Here is a 19,436-nt window from a genome sequence, read left to right as displayed (position 1 = left end):
GACGTCAGCCCCGTCGGAAGCGCACGGTCTCCCCCGGCCTCACCTGCGCGCACATCCACAGGTCGTCCGGGTGGACGACCGCCGCCACGGGGTAGCCACCCGTCACGGGGTGGTCGGCGAGGAAGACGACGGGCTGCCCGTCGGGTGGCACCTGCACCGCCCCCAGCACCATGCCCTCGCTGGCCAGCTCGCGTCCGTCGTACGCCGCGGCTCGGCGCAGGCCCGGGCCTTCCAGCCGCATCCCCACCCGGTTGGAGGCGGCCCCGACCGACCAGGTCGATCCGGCGAGCAGGTCGACGGGGTCGGCGTCGAACCAGTCCGCCCTCGGCCCCGGCAGGAGGCGCAGCGGCCCGCGAACGGGTGGACGCGGAGTGTCCAGCGCCTGCGGCTCGCCCGTGTCCGTGCCGACCGGCAGCGTGGCGCCGGCCGTCACGGGAGCCGGCCCTACCCACGCCAGGGTGTCGGTCGAGCGCGACCCGAGGACCGGGTCGACGGCGATCCCGCCGCCGACCGCGAGATAGGTCCGCACACCCGAAGCCGGTGTGCCGAGGCTGAGGACGGAGCCGGCGGCGACCCGCACCGGCTCGGCGAACGCGACCGCGTGTCCGTCGACGGTCACCGCACACGGCGCACCGGTGGCCGCGACCCAGACAGCGGACGGGCAGCGCAGGGCCACCGACCCGAGGGTCAGCTCCAGCACGGCGCAGGACGCCTCGTTGCCGACCAGCCGGTTGGCCAGTCCTGCGGCCGGCTCGTCGAGCCAGCCTGCACGCGGCACACCGAGGTGCGCGTGTCCGGGGCGACCCGCGTCCTGCACGGTCACCAGTCCGGTGGTGTCGAGGACGGTCAGGTTCATCGTCCCTCCTCCAGCGAGGCGACGGGCCGGAACCGCACCCGCGTCCCCGGCGCGAGCAGCGCCGGGGACTCGCGGGAGGGGTCCCAGAGCACGGCGTCGGTCCGGCCCACCAGCTGCCACCCGCCCGGCGAGGCCGAGGGGTAGATGCCGGTCCAGCCACCTGCCAGCGCGACGGACCCGGGCTCGACGCGCGGCCTGGGCGACGCCAGCCGCGGCACGTCCCACACCGACCCCTGGAGATAGCCGAACCCGGGCGCGAAGCCGCAGAACGCCACGACATGCTCGACCGCCGCGTGCTGCGCGACCACCTCGGCGGGGCTCAGCCCCAGCTGCCCGGCGAGGGCGGGCAGGTCGGGGCCGTCGTAGACCACGGGCACCTCGACCAGCGGGCCGGACGCCGCAGCGGACTCCCCCGTCCAGTGCCCCACCACGGCGTGCAGGTCGGCGACCGCGCAGCCGTCGACCAGCACCGTCGCGGCGGCGGGCACGATGTCGACCGCCTGCAGCCGCTCGCGGAGCCACAGGGACAGGGCGAGCGCAGCCGCTGCGTCGGCGACCTCGACCAGGGCAGCGGCGTGACCGACCGGCCGTACGCCGAGCACCGCGCTCATCGGCCGAAGGGCTCCAGCACCCAGCCTGCGTCCTCCAGGGTCCGGCGCACGGCGACCGCCGCAGCGACCGCTCCCACCGAGTCACCGTGGACGCAGACGGAGTCGACGCTCTCCGCGAGCCGCACCGCGTTGGCAGCGACCTCGTCGCGATCGTGCACGAGGGCACCCGGCTGGTCGCGCGGGACGAGCCGCCCGTCGGAGGTGTAGCCGCGGTCCGGGAAGCCCTCGCGCCACACGGCGCGACCGGCTTCCGTGGCCAGCGCCAGCAGCACGCCGCCGGGCAGGCCCAGCACCGGGAGGTCGCCCGACCCCGCCAGCACCGCCGCTGCCTGGTCGGCATCGGTCACGACCCGGTTGTAGAGGGCGCCGTGCGGCTTCACGTAGGACACGGTCGTGCCCGCCGCCTCGGCGATGTCGCAGAGCTGACCCACCTGGTCGAAGACGTGCTCGCGCAGGAGCGACGGCTCCACGTCGAGGGGACGACGGCCGAAGTGCTCACGGTCGAGGTAGGAGACCTGCGCGCCCACCGCCACGCCGCGACGGGCCGCCTCCTCGCACACGCGGCGCATCGTCTCCGGCGTACCTGCGTGGTAGCCGCACGCGACGTTGGCCGAGGTGACCACCGCCAGCAGCGCCGCGTCGTCGGTGATCTCCTCGCCGAGGTCCGCGTTGAGGTCGATCCGTCGGGTCATGTCCCCATTCTGCCCAAGTAGGCTCGCCCGCATGCCCGAGCAGCCTGCGGCGCCTGTCGCGAAGAAGGTCCCCGTCACCACCACGCACCACGGCGACACCTTCGTCGACGACTACGAGTGGCTGCGCGCCAAGGACGACCCCGAGGTGGTCGCCCACCTCGAGGCCGAGAACGCCTGGACGCAGCAGCGCACGGCCCACCTCGCCGACCTGCGGGAGCGGATCTTCGACGAGATCAAGGCGCGCACGCGCGAGACCGACCTGTCGGTCCCCTACCGGATCCGCGGGCACTGGTACTACTCGCGGAGCTTCGAGGGCAGGGAGTACGGCGCGAGCTGTCGCGTGCCCGTCGCGGGTCCTGACGACTGGACCCCGCCGCGCCCCGCGGAGGACTCCGCTCCCGACCAGCCCGCACTGCCGGGCGAGCAGGTGCTGCTCGACCTCAACGCTCTCGCCGACGGGCACGACTTCTTCTCGCTCGGCGGCTCCTCCATCGCGCCCGACGAGCGCCTGCTCGCCTATGCGACCGACGTCGTCGGCGACGAGCGCTACACGATCCGTGTGCTGGACGTCGGCACCGGCGAGCACCTCGCCGACGAGATCACCGGCGTCCTCGGCGGCGCGACGTGGGACGCCGACGGCTCGGCGTTCTACTACTCGACGGTGGACGAGTCGTGGCGCCCGGACAAGATCTGGCGCCACGTCCTCGGCACGAGCCAGGCCGACGACGAGGTCGTCTACACCGAGCCCGACGCCCGCTTCTGGCTCGGCATCGGGCGCACGCGCAGCGACAGGTTCCTGATGGTCGCCAGCGGCTCGAAGACCACCTCGGCCTACCGGGTCCTGGACACGCAGGACCGCGACAAGGGCTGGCAGGAGTGGCCCCGCGTCGAGGGTGTGGAGTACTCACTCGAGCACGCCGTCATCGGCGGCGAGGACGTCTTCCTCGTGCTGCACAACGCCACGGGCCCGGACTTCGAGCTCGCCACCGCACCGATCACGCCCACTTCCGTGGACGCGTGGAAGCCACTCATCCCGCACACCGCGGGCGTGCGGCTGGAGGACGTCGACGCGTTCGCCGGTCACCTGGTCGTGCACCAGCGCTCCGGAGGCCTCACCCGCCTGCGCATCCTGCCGCTCGACCCCGCCGGCATCGCCGACGACTTCCTCGTCGAGTTCGACGACGAGGTCTACACGATCGGCTCGGGCAGCAACCCCGAGTTCACCCAGCCGGTCGTCCGGCTCGGGTACACGACGATGGCCCGTCCCGGCGCCGTCTACTCCTACGACGTCGCGTCGCGGGAGCTCACCGTGCTCAAGGAGAGCGAGGTGCTGCCCGCACCCGACGGCCGCCCCTTCGACCCGGCGGCCTACGAGGAGCACCGGATCTGGGCGACCGCCGACGACGGCACGCAGGTGCCGATCTCGCTCGTCGTCCCGGCGGGCGCCCCGCGCGACGGATCCGTGCCCGTACTGCTCTACGGCTACGGCTCCTACGAGTCCTCCATCGACCCCTACTTCTCGGTGGCTCGCCTGAGCCTTCTCGACCGGGGTGTCGGCTTCGCCATCGCGCACGTGCGCGGCGGCGGCGAGATGGGCCGGCACTGGTACGAGGACGGCAAGCTGCTGAAGAAGCGCAACACGTTCACCGACTTCATCGCCTGCGCGCGCCATCTGGTCGCCGAGGGCTGGGCCTCGGCCGACCACCTCGTCGCCGAGGGCGGCTCGGCCGGCGGCCTGCTCATGGGCGCGGTCACCAACCTCGCTCCCGAGCTGTGGGCCGGCGTGGTCGCCCAGGTGCCGTTCGTGGACGCCCTCACGACGATGCTCGACGCGAGCCTCCCGCTCACCGTCATGGAGTACGAGGAGTGGGGCAACCCGACCGACGACCCCGCGACCTACGAGTACATGCGCGGCTACGCGCCGTACCACAACGTCGCGGCGGTGGACTATCCCCCGATCCTCGCGGAGACCTCCCTCAACGACACCCGGGTCCTCTACGTCGAGCCGGCCAAGTGGATCGCGAAGCTGCGCGACACCGCCGTCGGTCGCCGGGACTTCCTGCTGAAGACCGAGATGGCGGCCGGCCACGGCGGCGTCTCCGGCCGCTACCAGGCGTGGAGGGACCGGGCGTTCACGCTGGCGTGGATCCTGGACCGGATGGGCCGCGCCTGAGGATTTCCTGACGCTCCACGGGGCGTCCTGAGAAGTGCCTGAGATTCGTTTGTCGGGGCAACTTCCTTCCTGTTCCACACGTCAGGGTGTGTGAAGGCAACACCCGGGTACGGAGGAATTCCGAACCCACACGGGGTGTTGCAGGTACGTGTGGCGGCACCACCCCGCTGCCACGCAGACGGGAAGGAGGGCTGCCATGACTGCAGTAACCCGTGAGATCGAGGGACGCGACAGCGTCGGCCTCTACCTGGACGAGATCGCCCGCAACCCGCTGCTGGACGCAGCGACCGAGGTCGAGCTCTCGAAGACCATCGAGGCGGGCCTGCTCGCCGAGCACCTCCTGGCGGAGGGACGCTACGCGCGCAGCGGCAAGAACCGCGCGCCCGGCGGCGCCACGCGGGAGGAGCTCGAGTGGCTCGCCGCCGAGGGGCAGCGCGCCGTCGACCGGTTCATCACCGCGAACCTGCGTCTCGTCGTCTCCATCGCCCGCAAGTACGGCCGTGCCCAGATGCCCATGCTGGACCTGATCCAGGAGGGCAACACCGGCCTGATCCGCGCGGTCGAGAAGTTCGACTACACCAAGGGCTACAAGTTCTCGACGTACGCCACGTGGTGGGTGCGCCAGGCGATCACGCGCGGCATCGCGCAGCAGGCTCGCGTCGTGCGCCTCCCCGTGCACGTCGTCGAGGAGATCAACCAGATCGGCTCTGCACGCCGCACCCTCGAGCGCCAGCTCGGCCGCGACCCCGAGCCGCACGAGATCGCCGAGGAGCTCGGCTCCTCCGTCGAGCGTGTCCTCGACCTGATGGCGTGGGGCCGCGAGCACGTCAGCCTCGACGCCCCCATCGACGACGACGGTGACACCTCGCTGGGCGACCTGATGGCGCAGGACTCCGCACCCGGACCGGACCTGGAGTTCCTCGACGTCGAGGCGCGCGACCGGCTCAACACGCTGGTCGAGCAGCTCGACGAGCGCGCCGCCGACATCATCCGCTCGCGCTACGGCCTCACCGACGGCCGCCAGCACAAGCTCGCCGACATCGGCGCGAAGCACGGCATCTCGGCCGAGCGCGTGCGCCAGCTCGAGCGCGAGGCCCTGCAGAAGCTCCGCCGCTTCGCAGACCCCGACCTCGCCGCCTGACCCTGCTCCCTCCCAGAAGCAGCCCGTCGTCAGCCCGCCTCCTCGAGGCGGGCTGACGCCGTTTCACGGGGCGGCCACCCGGGGCTTCAGGCGCCGCGCTGGAGCTGGGCCCACACCTGTCCGACCTGCCTGCGCAGGTCCTCCAGCGTGCCGGTGTTCTCGATGACGTAGGTGGCCACGGCCAGCCGCTGCTCACGCGTCGCCTGGGCGCCGATCCGCGCGGTCGCCTCCTCGACCGTCATACCCCGGTCACGGACCATCCGCTCGACCTGGAGCTCCCTCGGCACGTCGACCACGACGACAGCATCGAAGCGGTCGGCCTGGTCGGTCTCGACCAGCAGGGGGATGTCGTTGATGACGACATCGTGCTCCCCTGCAGCCTGGTCGATCTCGAGGGCCCGCATGAAGACCCGGGGGTGGATCACCTGCTCGAGGACCTTGCGCTTCTCGGGGTCCGCGAAGACGATCGCGCCGACCTTCGCCCGGTCCATCTCGCCGGCATCGGTGAGCACGTCCTCACCGAAGGCGGCGACCACCTCGGCCAGCCCCTCCGTGCCGGGCGCGACGACCTCGCGGGCCAGGACGTCGGAGTCGATGATGATCGCCCCGAGGTCGGCGAACATCCGCGAGACCGTGCTCTTGCCGCTCGCGATGCCACCGGTCAGTCCCAGTCGGAGAGTCATGGGCGAGAGCCTAGAGGGAAGATGTGCACATGCCTCTCCAGCCCGGCGATCGCGTCGCCCTCCTCGTCCCCGGCTCCCGGACGTACGTCGACGTCGTGCTGTCCCTCCTCGCGGAGGGCGTCTTCCCGATCCCCCTCGACCCGCGGCTGACGGCCTACGAGCGCGAGCGGATCCTGGCCAACCTCGAGCCGGCAGCCGTGGTCACCGATCCGGCAGACCTTCCGCCCCTCGTCCGGGCGGGGCGACCGCTTCCCCTCGGCCGCCCCATGCACGTCACCAGCGGCACGACGGGCACGCCGAAGGGCGTCTTCAGCGGCCTGCTGGCCACAGAGGACGCCACGGCGCTCGTCGCCGAGGAGCGCGCGCTGTGGGGCTTCGCGGAGAGCGACGTGAACCTCGTGCTCAGCCCGCTCTACCACTCCGCTCCCCTGCGCTTCGCGATGGGAACGCTGCTCGCCGGCGGGCGGATCACCGGGTTCGACGCTGACGGCGGCCAGCCGGCGTTCGACCCCGGGCGGATCACGACCGTCATCGAGCAGGAGCGTCCCACGACGATGTTCTGCGTGCCCGCCCACCTGCAGCGCCTCCTGGCGCACTGGGACGAGCACGGCACGCCAGACCTGAGCAGCTTCCGGCTCGTGGCCCACGCGGGCGCAGCCTGCCCGGAGGCGCTCAAGCGGCGGGTGATCGCGACCTTCCCCGCGGGCAGCACCTGGGAGTTCTACGGCTCGACGGAGGGCCAGTTCACCGCCTGCCGCAGCGAGGAGTGGCTCGAGCGCCCCGGCACGGTCGGCCGGGCACGGCCGGGACGGACGCTCCACCTCGACGACGACGGCCAGATCTGGTGCACCGTGCCGCCCTACGCACGGTTCAGCTACTTCAACGACCCCGTCAAGACGCAGGCGGCCTGGCGCGAGACGGACGCGGGACCGGCGTTCAGCGTGGGCGACCTGGGGCGCATGGACGCCGACGGCTACCTCTGGCTCGACGGGCGCCGCGAGGACCTCGTCATCACCGGTGGCGTCAACGTCTACCCGGCGGAGGTGGAGAGCACGCTCGCGGCCCACCCCGGCGTCGACGACGTCGCGGTCTACGGCGTGACCGACGACCACTGGGGGCAGCGCGTGGTCGCGTCGTACGTCGGCACGGCGACCGCCGAGGAGCTCGACTCCTGGGCGCGTGAGCGGCTGGCGCCGCCGAAGCGCCCGAAGGAGTACCGCCGCATCGCCGAGCTGCCACGCACCCTCACCGGCAAGGTACGCCGGCGCGAGCTCGCCCGCTGAGCATCAGGTGGCCGGCACCGTGATGTCGCGCGGGTAGGAGGTCTGCCCCGTCAGGTTGAACCCCTTGGCGGGCGAGAGGTTCACCCGGTAGGTGTGCCCCGGGGTGCCCGTGAAGGTGTAGGTCGTGCCGGTCACCCACCGCACCACTCCGGTCGCCCCGGTCGTCCGGTCGGTCAGGCGGACCCACTCGCTGCTCGCGTAGTCGACGGCAGGCCAGGTCACCGTGATGTCGGCGCCCGCCACGCTGAGCGTGGGGGTGGGCGCCCAAACCCACGAGTACACCGGGTCGGGCTGCCAGCCGGTGTTGCCGGTTCCGATCCCGAGACCGGCCAGCGCCTCGGTCACGACCGTCGCGACCTTCCGCTCACCCGAGGCCGTCATGTGGGCCTTGTCGTAGGTGTCGGCGTACTCGCTGAACGCGGGGACCGCGGTGGCGACGACCCGCGACTCCGGGGTGTCCAGCTCCGCTGCCAGCGCAGCGAGTCCGTCGTCGTACTGCTGGATCTCCGGGCCGAGCCAGGTGTGCGGCAGCGGCACCAGGACGAACGCGACGGTCGGGTTGACCGCACGCGCCGCGGCGATCTGGTCGCGCCAGTCCTGGACCAGCTGGTCAGCGGTGGCGATGCCCTTCACCAGGTCGTTGATCCCGATGTAGCCGACGACGACGTCGGGCTGGAACTCCGACTGCAGCGCCTCGACCGTCCACCACGGCGCGGTCATCGTCATGCCGGCCACGGCAGCGACGTCGCGGTCGAACGCGCCCCCCTTGTACTCGTCGTTGCCCAGCGTCCAGCGACCGTAGGTGTAGAGGTCGTTGCGCGGGCCGACGAAGTCGAACGACGTCGAGGCCGCAGTGAGGGACTGCCACAGGCGGTAGCGCCACGTCCAGTCGCCACCCGAGCCCTGGGTCATCGAGTCGCCGTAGAGCAGGATCCGGACCGGAGCGGGATCGGCCGCACCCTCAGGTCCGGTCGCCACCAGCAGCCCCGAGACCGCCACGATGAGTGCCACGAGCGCACGCGCTGTCTTCGCCATGTCGGTCCTCCCAGCCCCACGACGTCGGGACGGCCCGCACGCGCATCCGTGCGATGTAGGTCACCCCACTTCAGGGAGTGACACTACCCGGACAGAACGTCCGGCGGTACTGCTGCGGACTCACGCCACGCGCCCGCAGGAAGTGGTGGCGCAGCGTGGCCGCGTTGCCGAAGCCCACCTGCCCTGCGATCCACTCGACCGGCTGCTCCGTGGTCTCCAGCAGCTCCTCGGCCGCGGCGATCCGCTGTCGCTGCACCCAGCTGTGCGGCGTCGCACCGGTCTCGTCGCGGAAGCGGCGCGCGAAGGTCCGCGGCGACATCAGGGCGCGCTTCGCGAGCGTCTCGACGCTGTGGTCCTCGCGCAGGTTCTCCAGGACCCAGGTGAGCAGCGGGCCGAGGGTCTCGGCGTCGCATGCAGGCACGGCCCGGGCGATGAACTGCGCCTGGCCGCCGTCCCGGTGGGGAGGCACGACCGCCCGCCGGGCGACCATGCTCGCGACGTTCGCGCCGTACTCCTGACGCCAGAGGTGGAGGGCGGCGTCCAGCCCGGCAGCGGAGCCGGCGCTGGTGACCACCTGTCCGGCGTCGACGTAGAGCACCTCGGGAACGACGCGGGCTCTGGGGAACCGCTGCTGGAGCGTGTCGGTGTACATCCAGTGGGTCGTGCACTCGCGGCCGTCGAGCAGTCCGGCCTCGCCGAGGGCGAACGCCCCACTGCAGACCGAGAGGATCCGCGCCCCGCGCGCGTACGCGGCGTGGAGCTGCTCGAGCACGGGCTCCGGCGTCCCACCGAGGGTGGGGGTCGCCGACACGGCGACCAGATCGGCCTCGGCGACGCGGGAGAGGTCATGCTCGGGCTGCATGGTCATGCCCATCGACATCCGCACGGGCCCCGCTCCGGGCGAGCAGACGGCGAAGTCCAGCGACGGCACACCGTGCTGGCGGCGGTCGAGCCCGAAGGCCTCGCAGAGCACACCGAGCTCGAAGGGGGCGGCCCCGTCCCAGACCATCACGGCCACGTTCGTCAGCATTCCGCCACCATCGCACCCCCGTGGCAGGAAATCAACGGATGACGGCATACCTGCCACTGGTGGCAGGAATTGAATCAGAGGAAAGTTTCTGCCATGACCACCGTACTCGCACTCCTCGTCCTGATCGCCGGGTTCGGCCTCCTCGTGCACCTGGCCCGCAACGACCGGTTCGCCGGCCCCGCTCCCCTCGACCGCTTCCGCGACTCCGACGGCTTCCTGGTCAGCGAGGTCACCCGGCTCTTCCCGCGCTGACCGGCACATGTCCCGGAAACGCCGAACGGCGGCCACCCCGCAGGGTGACCGCCGTTCGTGCGTTGACAGCGGGTGTCAGTGACGGATCACTGACCGCCGGTGAGCTTCTCGCGGAGCGCCTGGAGCGCCTCGTCGGAAGCGAGCGAGCCGCCCTCGGAGGCCGGGGCCTCGGAGGAGTACGACGACGCCTCGCCGGCCTCGGCGTCGGCAGCCTTCGCCTCGGCCTGCTGCTTGACGTGGGCCTCCCAGCGAGCGTGCGCCTTGGCGTACTGCTCCTCCCAGGCCGCGCGCTGCTCGTCGAAGCCCTCGAGCCACTCGCCGGTCTCCGGGTCGAAGCCCTCGGGGTAGACGTAGTTGCCGGCCTCGTCGTAGGTGGCGGTCATGCCGTAGAGCGTCGGGTCGAACTCCTCGACGTTCGCAGCGGTGTCGGTCTCGTTGGCCTGCTTGAGGGACAGCGAGATCCGGCGACGCTCGAGGTCGATGTCGATGATCTTGACCATGACGTCGTCGTTGACCTGGACGACCTGCTCCGGGATCTCGACGTGGCGCTCGGCGAGCTCCGAGATGTGGACGAGACCCTCGATGCCCTCCTCGACGCGGACGAAGGAACCGAACGGAACGAGCTTGGTGACCTTACCCGGGACGATCTGGCCGATCTGGTGGGTCCGGGCGAAGTGCTGCCACGGGTCCTCCTGGGTCGCCTTCAGCGACAGGGAGACACGCTCACGGTCCATGTCGACGTCGAGGACCTCGACGGTGACCTCGTCACCGACGGTGACGACCTCGGACGGGTGGTCGATGTGCTTCCAGGAGAGCTCGGAGACGTGGACGAGACCGTCGACGCCGCCGAGGTCCACGAACGCACCGAAGTTCACGATCGAGGAGACGACACCCTTGCGGATCTGACCCTTCTGGAGCTGCGTCAGGAAGCCCTGGCGAACCTCGGACTGGGTCTGCTCGAGCCAGGCGCGACGCGAAAGGACCACGTTGTTGCGGTTCTTGTCGAGCTCGATGATCTTCGCCTCGAGCGTCTGGCCGACGTACGGCTGCAGGTCGCGGACGCGGCGCATCTCGACGAGCGAGGCCGGCAGGAAGCCACGGAGACCGATGTCGAGGATGAGACCACCCTTGACGACCTCGATGACGGTGCCCTCGACGACGCCGTCCTCCTCCTTGACCTTCTCGATCGTGCCCCAGGCGCGCTCGTACTGGGCGCGCTTCTTGGACAGGATCAGACGACCCTCCTTGTCCTCCTTCTGGAGGACCAGGGCCTCGACCTCGTCGCCCACGGAAACGACCTCGTTGGGGTCGACGTCGTGCTTGATGCTCAGCTCGCGCGAGGGGATGACGCCCTCGGTCTTGTAGCCGATGTCGAGGAGGACCTCGTCACGGTCCACCTTGACGATGGTGCCGGAGACGATGTCGCCGTCGTTGAAGTACTTGATGGTCGCGTCGATCGCCGCGAGGAAGTCGGCCTCGGAACCGATGTCGTTGACGGCCACCTGGGGCGCGTCGTAGTCCGGGGCAGTCGAGAGGGTGCTCGTCATGAGAAGGAAGTAGTCCTTGGATGGATGAAGTCGTGCGGGCACACCAGAAGCCGTCGATCCACCACCGGGAAGGCGGTGAGCGAGAAGTCCACTCTGTCCGGGACTCGGGCAGACAACTGGTGCAACCGTAAGGATACGCGCGGGCACGGACGCAGGTCCAACCGGGGCGGTCCCCCGGGTCTAGCCCCAGACAGCGTCGTACGCCGATCGGGCGGCGTCCGCGAGCGGCTCGGGCGCCCAGCGCAGGACGGACGCGAGGTCGTCACCGGGAGCGCCGGCGTGCGCAGCCTCCCAGTCGAGGAGCCCGGTGACCCGCAACGACACCGGGTCCACGAGGATCCGCGCGGCTGTCAGTTCACCGTGCACGAGCACGGCGCGACCGGTCGTCCGCTCCCCCGGCGGAAAAGGGCTGATCGCCAGCTCCGCGTCGCTGAACTCGCCGCTCCGCAGCATCGCGACGCCGGAAAGCCGGGCCAGCACCCGACCCAGGCCAGCACCGACGCGACGCAGTGCCTCGTCGTCGAGGTCGGGCAGCAGCACGTCGAGACGCTCCCCGGGCAGGTAGCTCGTGACCAGCAGCGCGGGCATGTCGCCCGCAGGCCGGCGTACCTCCCGCACCTCGGGGACCGGGACGATCCCGCGGAGCAGGGTCAGCAGGGCGACCTCGATGGCATAGGCGTCCGCGCCACGGCGGTCCGGCTCCGCCCACAGCCGTACGACGCTCACCTCGTCGCCGGCGGTGGCCAGGAACGACTGCGCCGACCGGCCGCCGGGCAGCGGGCTGAGGTCGGCAGCGAACGGGTCCACGACTCCGATCCTTCCAGAGCACCCGGGGCGGATCGCAACAACAAGGAGGCCCCGACTCGCTGGCTGAGCGGCGTGTCGGGACCTCCCGGTGCTGCGACCTGCCCTCACACCGTGCGGTGCGAGGCATTCTGGTTCTTCAGGGTGCTGTTCAGGTTCACCTTCGCGCCCGCGGCGACGGACTGGTAGGCACCGCCGTAGCTGGAGTTGAAGTAGACCCGGACGGTGTGGCCGGTGCGGTTCCAGACCGAGGCAGCGTGGTTCTTCACGCAGGTGCCCTGGCCGTTGCCCGCGGTCTTGAACTCGTAACAGGTCGGCTGCGTCGCGCCGTAGTCCGCCTGGGAGGCCTTGTGGTCCGACATCGAGCCGGCCTCATAGCTGTTGTAGTAGTAGCAGAGCTCCCCCGCCTCGCAGACGCCGTTGCGGGCCGGCGTCGTGCTGGTGCCGCTGGCGAAGGACTTCAGCTGGGTGAGCGTGCCGTTGAAGTAGTTCCGGTCGACGACGTGGCTGATGCCCGGCACCGACGCCTTCGAGGTGTACTGCCACATCTTCCAGCTGGTCCAGCCGGCGGGCAGGCGCGGGCTGGTCGCGGTCGTGTAGTGCGCGATCCACAGCGGGTAGCCGCCATAGCTCGTCGACCCCACGGCCGAGTCCCAGAAGGACGGCCCCGTGTAGACGATCGGCGTCCGCCCGAAGAGCCGCTTCGACTCCGCGAGGAACGACGACACCCACGTGCGCAGCTGCGCCGGTGTCAGGCCCTGGGCCTCCTCGATGTCGAGCGCGGGCGGGAGGACACCCGCTCCCTGACGGCTCTTCACCACGGCGTAGTAGTGGCGTGCCTCGCCCACCGCGTCGTCGGCGGCGGGCAGGCCCGGGTCGGCGAAGTGGTAGGTACCGACGACCAGCCCGGCCGCCTTGGCCCCGTCGAAGTCACGGCCGAACCAGGGGTTGTCGTAGCTGCCCGACATCCCCTCGGTGGCCTTCACGATCGCGAACTCCTCGGTCGTCGCGACGCTGGTCCAGTTGATGGCGGCACCGTTCGGGTGCTGGCTGGCGCTGACGTCGACGCCGGTCACGCTCGAGGTGGCTGCCTCGGCGGCCGGGGCGGTCGCCCCGATGCCGGCGAGGGTGCCCAGCGACAGAGCCGCGGCGGCGAGCGAACCCGCCAGACGGTGTGCAGTGATCCTCAACGTCGGGCTCACTTCAGCCGGATGAACGCGCTGAACTGGTCGGCACCCTCACCCCGGGTCGTGCGGCGGGTGCTGTACGTGTTCGGGGAGACGTGGTTGTACTCCTCGATCACGAACGAGCCGTCGGAGTAGACCGCGCGGACGAACGCCACGTGGCCGTAGGTGCCGGAGTTGCGGACCGCGACGTCGCCGGCCCTCGGGGTGCTGTAGACCGGGATGCCGGCAGCACGCGCGGCGTCGTCCCAGTGGTTGGCGTTGCCCCAGTGCTGGCCCTTGTAGGAGTTCGAGAACGCGACGCCGAGACGGTCGCGGACGGCCCAGGCAGCCCAGCTCGTGCACTGACCCTTGTAGAAGTTCCACGGGTCCACGCCCGAGGTCGCACCCTTGTACGGATAGTTGTTGGTCGCCGGGTACGTCGTGCCGACGGTCGACGGCTTCGGGCCGTGCGAGGCGTTCTGGTTGTAGAGCGCCGTGCCCGCGAGGTTCCTCTTCACGCCGGCCGCGACGTCGACGTACGCACCGGAGTAGTTGCTGTTGTAGTACACGCGGATCGTCTGGGAGGTGCGGTTCCACACCGAGGCGGCGTTGTTCTTGACGCACTGGCCGTAGCCGGCCTTGCCGGGCGTGCGGAAGGTGTAGCAGGACGGCGTGGTCGAGCCGTAGTCACCCAGCCTCGTGCCGTGGTCGGAGACCGAGCCGGCGAAGTCGCTGTTGTAGGAGTAGCAGAACTCGCCGGTCTCGCAGACGCCGTTGCGAGCGGTCGCGGCCTGGGCGGGGGCGGCGGTCGCGGCGAAGAGCGAGGCGACGGTGGCGACCGACGCGGTCAGCGCCATGGTCCGGATGCGGTGCATGGGAGTCTCCCGTTCGTGAGGGTGGACGGTGGTTGGTGAGACCAACCCTCGGGGCGGACGGGAACCAGCGGAATGGGGAGAACTCCCCTGCGACCTGGGCATGTCCTAGGCTCCTGCGCCATGGAGCAGCAGCCCCACCGCCCGGTCCGCGTCGAGCGTCGACCGGTCTCGGAGCAGGAGTCACGACGGGCCAACGGGCCCGACTGGGACAACTATGCCGACGAGTACCAGGCCACCCATGGCGAGTACCTCGGCGACGTCGGCTTCCTCTGGGGGCCGGAGGGCTGGACGGAGGAGCAGCTCCGCATCCTCGGCCCCGACCTCGCCGGCAAGGACGTGCTCGAGGTGGGCAGCGGCGCCGGGCAGTGCTCACGCTGGCTCGCCTCGCAGGGCGCCCGCGCCATCGGGCTGGACCTGAGCCACCGGCAGCTCCAGCACTCGCGGCGGATCGACGACCAGACCGGCATCGCCGTGCCGGTCGTCCAGGGCACCGGCACCGACCTGCCCTTCGCCGACGCGAGCTTCGACATCGTCTTCTCGTCGTTCGGCGCGCTGCAGTTCGTCAACGACATCGAGCACGCCGTCGCGGAGGCGCGGCGCGTGCTGCGGCCGGGCGGCACCTTCGCCTTCTCGATCACGCACCCCACGCGCTGGATGTTCCCGGACGACCCGTCCGAGGAGGGCCTGACCGCGTCGCAGTCCTACTGGGACCGCACCCCCTACGTCGAGGTGGACGACGCGACCGGCGTCGTGTCCTACGTCGAGCACCACCGCACCCTCGGGGACTGGGTCGCGATCCTGGCCGGAGCCGGCATGCGGATCACGCGCCTCGAGGAGCCGGAGTGGCCCGAGGGCCACGAGCGGGTCTGGGGCGGCTGGTCGCACATCCGGGGCAAGTACACCCCGGGTACGGCCATCTTCGTCGCCACCACCTGACCCGCCCGCGGCCCCTGCTGAACCGCGCGGGAGGACGCGGTCAGACCAGGCGGCGGCGCAACAGCACGGTGCCCGCCGTGGCGGCGAGCAGCCCGCCGCCGACCAGCCCCCGGGTGAGGTTGCGCGACGAGGCGCCGTCCTCCCCCTTCAGCACCACGTCGTACGCCGTCAGCCCGACCGCACCCGCGGGTGCGCCGTAGGCCATCTTCTCGGCGTCGGCACGTGTCGCACCGGCCTTCATCACCGCGACGAGCTCGCCGTAGTCCTGGGCAGCCTTCTCGCCCTTGCCGGCGATCACCTTGGCACCCTCGGTCGAGAGGCGCCCGGCGCCGTCGACGATCTGCGGCGCTCCCCCGGCGGCCTCGTGGAGCCCGTCCGCGATCTGACCCGACCCGTCTGCCGCGTCGGAGAGACCGGCAGCGAGCTCCCGGGTGCCGCCCGCGACCTTGGTCGACCCGGCATGCGCCTCCCGGGCACCCGCTGCGAGCTCGCCCGTCTTCGACGCCAGCGTGCCGGCGCCACCGTCGAGGAGCCCCAGGCCGGAGCTGAGCTTGCCCGCCCCGGCGTACGCCGCCCCCGCGCCGTCGTCGAGCTGGAGCACGCCGGCCACCGCGTCCGTGAGGCCCGCCTCGAGGTCGACGAGGCCGGTCCGGATCGTGGTGATGCCACCCGCGAGCTGCTTCGCGCCCGTGTTGGCCTTGGCAGCACCGTCAGCCGCCTGCTGGGCTCCGGGAATGAGCTGCGTCTGGAGCCCGCCGATCGCCTGCGCGAGACCGGCCGACACCTGGCCGAGCCCGTCACGGGCCGCCGTGAGCTGGGTCTTGCTCTGCTGCACGCCGGGGATGATCTTCGTGGTCACGACCCCCTGGCAGACCGGTCCGCAGTCGAGGCCGAGCAGGACCTGCAGCCCGCCCAGCAGCTGGTCGATCGAGCCACCGGCCGTGACGGCGGCGTCGAGTCCCGCCTTGACCTGGTCCACGCCACCCTTGGCCTGACCGAGTCCACCGTCGAGCTGCTGGAGGCCGCCTGCCAGCTGGCCGAGCCCGGTCTCCAGCCGGGCGAGGCCGTCCAGCAACGTGCCCGTCGTGCCGACGGCGCCGAAGCCGGCGAGGACCTGGTCCACGCCCGCCTTGAGCTTGGCGGCCCCGTCGGCAGCAGCCGGGAGACCGTCGACGTCGGCGAGCTTGCCGAGGCCGTCGCTGATCCGGGCCAGCCCGTCGCGCAGGTCGGTCGACCCCTGGGCCGCGTCGTGGGTGCCGCTGCTCAGCCTCGTCGCACCGGCGGCGAGCCGACCCGAGCCGCTGTCGATCTTCGCGAGACCCGCGTCGAGCGCGGCAGAGCCGTCCGCGAGCTTGCGGGCACCCGGCAGCGCGTCGTCCTTGAGACCGGCACTGAGGGTGTCGGCGCCGTCGCGCAGCTGCACGAGGCCCCCGAGCAGGTCCTGGGCACCGTCGCGCAGCTTGAGCAGGTTGGCGTCCATCTCGCGCGCACCACTGGCGAGCTCGTTGCCGCTCTTGGTGCCGTTGGCGTAGCCGTCGGCAGCGGTGGCGAACGTCGGGCTCTCCATCGGGTTCACCGGGAGGGCGATCAGCTCCGCCTCCGGCACGACACCGTCCTTCACGTCGGCCGCCCAGGTGAGCTTCGTGGTCGCGGCCCCGATCGGCGGGAACAGCACCAGGTTGAAGGCGACCCTGGTGCCACCGTGTCCGTCACCCGCGAGATTGGCGCGCTCGGAGGTCACGTCGCTGAACTGCTCGGGCAGCGTGGTGTCCAGCGAGCCCGCGAACGGCACCGCGACGGGGACGTCGCGCCTCGTCGTACCGCCCTTGCCATCGGGGATCCGGACCGACTGCGTCCGGGCCGTGGTGTTCTCCACCGTGTACTCGACCTCGAGGTGGCCCGAAGCGCCGACCACGTCCCCGGGCTTCACCTCCCGGCCGTCGAGCAGGTAGCGCACCGACACCTTCAGCGGCATCGCGGCCGTGTGGTCGCTGACGGTCCGCTCGCGGACCACCCCGCCGGCCTCGTCGAGGTCGTACGTCGCGACCTGCGCACCGTGCTCCACGCGGAAGCCCCCGAAACCGTCGAGGTTGCGCAGGCCCTTGGTGCTGACCGGGTTGGTCACCGAGACCGTGCCCGACCCGCGCAGGACGAGCTGCTCGTAGACCCGCTTGCTGTCGATCCGCCCGGTGGCGTCGGCGTAGGCCTGGACCGTCTCGGTGTCGACGATGTCCGCGTGGCCGGAGTCCCGGTCGCCGAGGTGCGGAGCCGCAGCGACGGGGGCGGAGGCGCCCAGGGCGAGCGCGGCCGAGGCCCCGAGCAGGGCGGTGAGGCGCTTCATCGGGTCACCTCCGCGTGCGCGGCGGTGTGGGACCTCGAGGCGGCCGAGGCGCGGCCCACGAGGGTGTCGAGCACAGCGCCCCCGACGGCGGCCAGCACGCCGAGGACCAGCGGGACGACCAGCGCCGTCACCGCGTCCGTCGAGGTCGTGGCGACCTGCGACGGCGCGTCGCTGTAGGCGGCCTCGTAGGTCCCGGCCAGCGTCGCTGCCCCGAGCAGCGCCGACCACAGCGGCAGCCGCAGTGCCGTCACCGCCGCCGTCGCCAGGACGACGACGGCAGCGGTCGCGACCACGCGACCGGACGTCGAGTCGGGCAGCACGGCCGCGCGGGCGGCGTACGCGGCCCACGTGAGGACCAGGCCGAGCACGAAGCCGGCCAGACGGGCCGCCACTCCGTGGTCGGGCACCAGTCCGAGGACCGCGCCAGCTCCCAGGCCGGCGAGTGCGACGGCGCCGAGGCCGGAGTCGAGTGCGGCTCCGGGACCGGCGACGAGGACTGCTGCGATGGTGAGCAGCAGCCCGGACAACAGGTTGACGCGCATGTGGGGCGTCCCTTCTTGGGCGCGCGTGACGGCGCCCTTCCCTCCAAGCGGGCCTCCCAACCCGCGGCGCCCGCCGTTGCCCCATGACAGCGCCGAGGCAAGCGTATCGCGCGTGTGACCCACGCAACACGAGGGGGTCATGTGGGGTCTGGTGTGCGTTCACGATCCCGTCATCCACCGCGTGCGAGACTCGACGACGTGAACCGTTTGCATGGTGCCATCGACCGCGCGCTCCGCAGTGGCAGCTCCATCGCCGTGGCGATGGCGGTCATGAGCATCGCGACGTACGGCTTCACCATGATCGCGGCGCGGATGCTGGGCCCCGGCGCCTACGGCGCCCTCGTGGCGATGATGAACACGCTCCTGGTGGTCTCCGTCCTCCAGCTAGGCCTGCAGGCGACGGCCGCACGGAGGATCGCCGCGGCACCCGACCACGTCGCGCAGATCGAGCACGGCATCCTGCGCCTCAGCTGGCGCGCTTCGCTGGTCCTCGGCGCGCTGATGCTGGCACTCGCTCCGGTCGTCGACGCGGTGCTGCGGCTCGACAGCCTGCCGACCGCCGTGATCATGGGTCTCACGGCCGTGCCGATGACGCTGCTCGGCGGACAGCTCGGCATCCTCCAGGGCGAGCGACGCTGGTACCCCCTTGCGGTCGTCTACATGGCCAACGGTCTCCCCCGCCTGCTGATCGGCGTGGCCCTGATGGCGTGGCGTCCGGACGAGCTGACGGCGATCGTCGGTGTGGCGCTCGGCCAGGTCGTGCCCGTCGCCTGCGGCTGGTGGACGCTCCGGCACACCCGCTCTCCCGGTGCCGACCTGGGAGAGCACGGAGCCGGCGCGGTGCTCCGCGAGACGCTGCACAACTCGCAGGCCCTGCTCGCGTTCTTCGCCCTGTCGAACCTGGACATCCTCATCGCCCGGAACGTCCTCGACGACCACGCCGCCGGCCTGTACGCCGGGGGCCTGATCCTCACCAAGGCGGTGCTCTTCCTCCCGCAGTTCGTGGTCGTGGTGGCGTTCCCGCAGATGTCGACCGCCAGCGAGCGCCGACGCGCCCTGACCCGCAGCCTGCTCGCGGTCGCGGCACTGGGAGCGGTGGCGGTGCTCGGCGCTCTCCTGCTGCCCGGTCTGGCGATGGTCTTCGTCGGCGGCGGCGAGTACGCCGCGATCGAGCCGCGGCTGTGGATGTTCGCCGTGCTCGGCACGCTGCTGTCGATGCTGCAGCTGCTGGTCTACGCGGTGATCGCCCGGCAGGGCCGCTACTCGGTCCTGCTGGTCTGGGCCGCGCTCGTCGGCATGGTCGCGCTGGGCCTGACCACCGGCTCGCTCGGTGGCCTGCTCGCCGTGGTCATCGGCGCGGACACCGCGCTCCTGGTGGCACTCCTCGGCCTGAGCTACTGGCTCGTCGAGCAGCCGGCCCCGGTCGTCGCCGACGAGCCGGTGCCCGCCGCGGCCTGACCACGGGTGAT

At 71.6% G+C, this 19,436-nt stretch carries 18 protein-coding genes; 6 read left to right on the top strand and 12 right to left on the bottom strand.

What is annotated here, in order from left to right:
* Positions 1-4 precede the first annotated feature (4 nt).
* The 3 genes from Q5722_RS13700 to Q5722_RS13690 are packed head-to-tail and all read right to left on the bottom strand — an operon-like array spanning position 5 to position 2,159.
* Positions 5-856, bottom strand: coding sequence for a 5-oxoprolinase subunit C family protein (locus Q5722_RS13700; RefSeq protein ID WP_305028817.1), 852 nt, complete (start codon positions 854-856; stop codon positions 5-7).
* Entirely contained in the window at positions 853-1,467 is a 615-nt protein-coding gene (locus Q5722_RS13695; protein WP_305028816.1) for a 5-oxoprolinase subunit B family protein, read from the bottom strand. Before Q5722_RS13695 ends, Q5722_RS13700 begins: the two co-directional genes overlap by 4 nt.
* On the bottom strand, positions 1,464-2,159 hold the full coding sequence (locus Q5722_RS13690; protein WP_305028815.1) for a LamB/YcsF family protein: 696 nt from the start codon (positions 2,157-2,159) through the stop codon (positions 1,464-1,466). The genes Q5722_RS13695 and Q5722_RS13690 overlap by 4 nt, the downstream gene beginning before the upstream one ends.
* Before the next feature lie 31 nt (positions 2,160-2,190).
* On the opposite strand from Q5722_RS13690, the gene Q5722_RS13685 reads away from it, so the two are divergent.
* The gene (locus Q5722_RS13685; RefSeq protein ID WP_305028814.1) at positions 2,191-4,332 is read left to right on the top strand and encodes a S9 family peptidase; all 2,142 of its coding nucleotides are present in this window, start codon (positions 2,191-2,193) and stop codon (positions 4,330-4,332) included.
* 196 nt (positions 4,333-4,528) lie between these two features.
* Positions 4,529-5,473: a sigma-70 family RNA polymerase sigma factor gene (locus Q5722_RS13680; protein ID WP_305028813.1), complete on the top strand. Its 945-nt coding sequence runs from the start codon at positions 4,529-4,531 to the stop codon at positions 5,471-5,473.
* Positions 5,474-5,559: 86 nt separating this feature from the next.
* Here Q5722_RS13680 and coaE read toward each other — a convergent pair whose 3' ends face one another.
* Complete coding sequence (gene coaE, locus Q5722_RS13675) at positions 5,560-6,156, bottom strand: dephospho-CoA kinase (RefSeq protein ID WP_305028812.1); 597 nt, start codon at positions 6,154-6,156, stop codon at positions 5,560-5,562.
* Positions 6,157-6,185: 29 nt separating this feature from the next.
* On the opposite strand from coaE, the gene Q5722_RS13670 reads away from it, so the two are divergent.
* Positions 6,186-7,439: a class I adenylate-forming enzyme family protein gene (locus tag Q5722_RS13670; RefSeq protein ID WP_305028811.1), complete on the top strand. Its 1,254-nt coding sequence runs from the start codon at positions 6,186-6,188 to the stop codon at positions 7,437-7,439.
* A 3-nt stretch (positions 7,440-7,442) separates the two neighbouring features.
* On the opposite strand, the gene Q5722_RS13665 is transcribed toward Q5722_RS13670, so the two are convergent.
* Positions 7,443-8,474: an SGNH/GDSL hydrolase family protein gene (locus Q5722_RS13665; RefSeq protein ID WP_305028810.1), complete on the bottom strand. Its 1,032-nt coding sequence runs from the start codon at positions 8,472-8,474 to the stop codon at positions 7,443-7,445.
* A gap of 70 nt (positions 8,475-8,544) precedes the next feature.
* Complete coding sequence (locus Q5722_RS13660; RefSeq protein ID WP_305028809.1) at positions 8,545-9,504, bottom strand: helix-turn-helix domain-containing protein; 960 nt, start codon at positions 9,502-9,504, stop codon at positions 8,545-8,547.
* A 93-nt stretch (positions 9,505-9,597) separates the two neighbouring features.
* Here Q5722_RS13660 and Q5722_RS13655 point away from each other — a divergent pair, with 93 nt between their 5' ends.
* Entirely contained in the window at positions 9,598-9,756 is a 159-nt protein-coding gene (locus tag Q5722_RS13655; RefSeq protein ID WP_305028808.1) for a hypothetical protein, read from the top strand.
* An 86-nt stretch (positions 9,757-9,842) separates the two neighbouring features.
* On the opposite strand, the gene rpsA is transcribed toward Q5722_RS13655, so the two are convergent.
* From rpsA to Q5722_RS13635, 4 genes are all read right to left on the bottom strand, one after another.
* Positions 9,843-11,303, bottom strand: coding sequence for a 30S ribosomal protein S1 (rpsA, locus tag Q5722_RS13650; RefSeq protein WP_305028807.1), 1,461 nt, complete (start codon positions 11,301-11,303; stop codon positions 9,843-9,845).
* Between the two features lie 180 nt (positions 11,304-11,483).
* Positions 11,484-12,110: a phosphotransferase family protein gene (locus Q5722_RS13645; RefSeq protein ID WP_305028806.1), complete on the bottom strand. Its 627-nt coding sequence runs from the start codon at positions 12,108-12,110 to the stop codon at positions 11,484-11,486.
* Between the two features lie 104 nt (positions 12,111-12,214).
* Positions 12,215-13,297, bottom strand: coding sequence for a GH25 family lysozyme (locus tag Q5722_RS13640; RefSeq protein ID WP_305028805.1), 1,083 nt, complete (start codon positions 13,295-13,297; stop codon positions 12,215-12,217).
* A gap of 8 nt (positions 13,298-13,305) precedes the next feature.
* Positions 13,306-14,148, bottom strand: coding sequence for a CHAP domain-containing protein (locus tag Q5722_RS13635; protein WP_305028804.1), 843 nt, complete (start codon positions 14,146-14,148; stop codon positions 13,306-13,308).
* Between the two features lie 120 nt (positions 14,149-14,268).
* On the opposite strand from Q5722_RS13635, the gene Q5722_RS13630 reads away from it, so the two are divergent.
* Positions 14,269-15,084, top strand: coding sequence for a class I SAM-dependent methyltransferase (locus Q5722_RS13630; RefSeq protein WP_305028803.1), 816 nt, complete (start codon positions 14,269-14,271; stop codon positions 15,082-15,084).
* Positions 15,085-15,124: 40 nt separating this feature from the next.
* Here the strand turns inward: Q5722_RS13630 and Q5722_RS13625 are convergent, their stop codons facing one another.
* Positions 15,125-17,425, bottom strand: a complete 2,301-nt coding sequence (locus Q5722_RS13625; protein ID WP_305028802.1) for a hypothetical protein — start codon at positions 17,423-17,425, stop codon at positions 15,125-15,127.
* Positions 17,422-17,967 (bottom strand): hypothetical protein, encoded by a 546-nt coding sequence (locus Q5722_RS13620; protein WP_305028801.1) that lies wholly within the window; start codon positions 17,965-17,967, stop codon positions 17,422-17,424. The genes Q5722_RS13625 and Q5722_RS13620 overlap by 4 nt, the downstream gene beginning before the upstream one ends.
* A gap of 198 nt (positions 17,968-18,165) precedes the next feature.
* Between Q5722_RS13620 and Q5722_RS13615 the strand changes: the two genes are divergently transcribed.
* Positions 18,166-19,425: a lipopolysaccharide biosynthesis protein gene (locus tag Q5722_RS13615; protein ID WP_305028800.1), complete on the top strand. Its 1,260-nt coding sequence runs from the start codon at positions 18,166-18,168 to the stop codon at positions 19,423-19,425.
* The last annotated feature ends 11 nt before the right edge of the window (positions 19,426-19,436 follow it).

The organism is Nocardioides jiangxiensis (genome assembly GCF_030580915.1).
In the GTDB taxonomy this organism is placed as follows: Bacteria; Actinomycetota; Actinomycetes; order Propionibacteriales; family Nocardioidaceae; genus Nocardioides; species Nocardioides jiangxiensis.
This window is presented reverse-complemented; position numbering and strand designations above follow the sequence as displayed.

Excerpts from the sequence above, each read along its gene's own strand:
- Q5722_RS13690 (WP_305028815.1), bottom strand. The coding sequence starts at position 2,159 with ATGACCCGACGGATCGACCTCAACGCGGACCTCGGCGAGGAGATCACC.
- rpsA (WP_305028807.1), bottom strand. The coding sequence starts at position 11,303 with ATGACGAGCACCCTCTCGACTGCCCCGGACTACGACGCGCCCCAGGTG.
- Q5722_RS13685 (WP_305028814.1), top strand. The coding sequence starts at position 2,191 with ATGCCCGAGCAGCCTGCGGCGCCTGTCGCGAAGAAGGTCCCCGTCACC.
- Q5722_RS13680 (WP_305028813.1), top strand. The coding sequence starts at position 4,529 with ATGACTGCAGTAACCCGTGAGATCGAGGGACGCGACAGCGTCGGCCTC.
- Q5722_RS13660 (WP_305028809.1), bottom strand. The coding sequence starts at position 9,504 with ATGCTGACGAACGTGGCCGTGATGGTCTGGGACGGGGCCGCCCCCTTC.
- Q5722_RS13670 (WP_305028811.1), top strand. The coding sequence starts at position 6,186 with ATGCCTCTCCAGCCCGGCGATCGCGTCGCCCTCCTCGTCCCCGGCTCC.
- Q5722_RS13695 (WP_305028816.1), bottom strand. The coding sequence starts at position 1,467 with ATGAGCGCGGTGCTCGGCGTACGGCCGGTCGGTCACGCCGCTGCCCTG.
- Q5722_RS13700 (WP_305028817.1), bottom strand. The coding sequence starts at position 856 with ATGAACCTGACCGTCCTCGACACCACCGGACTGGTGACCGTGCAGGAC.
- Q5722_RS13635 (WP_305028804.1), bottom strand. The coding sequence starts at position 14,148 with ATGCACCGCATCCGGACCATGGCGCTGACCGCGTCGGTCGCCACCGTC.
- Q5722_RS13665 (WP_305028810.1), bottom strand. The coding sequence starts at position 8,474 with ATGGCGAAGACAGCGCGTGCGCTCGTGGCACTCATCGTGGCGGTCTCG.
- Q5722_RS13655 (WP_305028808.1), top strand. The coding sequence starts at position 9,598 with ATGACCACCGTACTCGCACTCCTCGTCCTGATCGCCGGGTTCGGCCTC.
- coaE (WP_305028812.1), bottom strand. The coding sequence starts at position 6,156 with ATGACTCTCCGACTGGGACTGACCGGTGGCATCGCGAGCGGCAAGAGC.
- Q5722_RS13620 (WP_305028801.1), bottom strand. The coding sequence starts at position 17,967 with ATGCGCGTCAACCTGTTGTCCGGGCTGCTGCTCACCATCGCAGCAGTC.
- Q5722_RS13625 (WP_305028802.1), bottom strand. The coding sequence starts at position 17,425 with ATGAAGCGCCTCACCGCCCTGCTCGGGGCCTCGGCCGCGCTCGCCCTG.
- Q5722_RS13630 (WP_305028803.1), top strand. The coding sequence starts at position 14,269 with ATGGAGCAGCAGCCCCACCGCCCGGTCCGCGTCGAGCGTCGACCGGTC.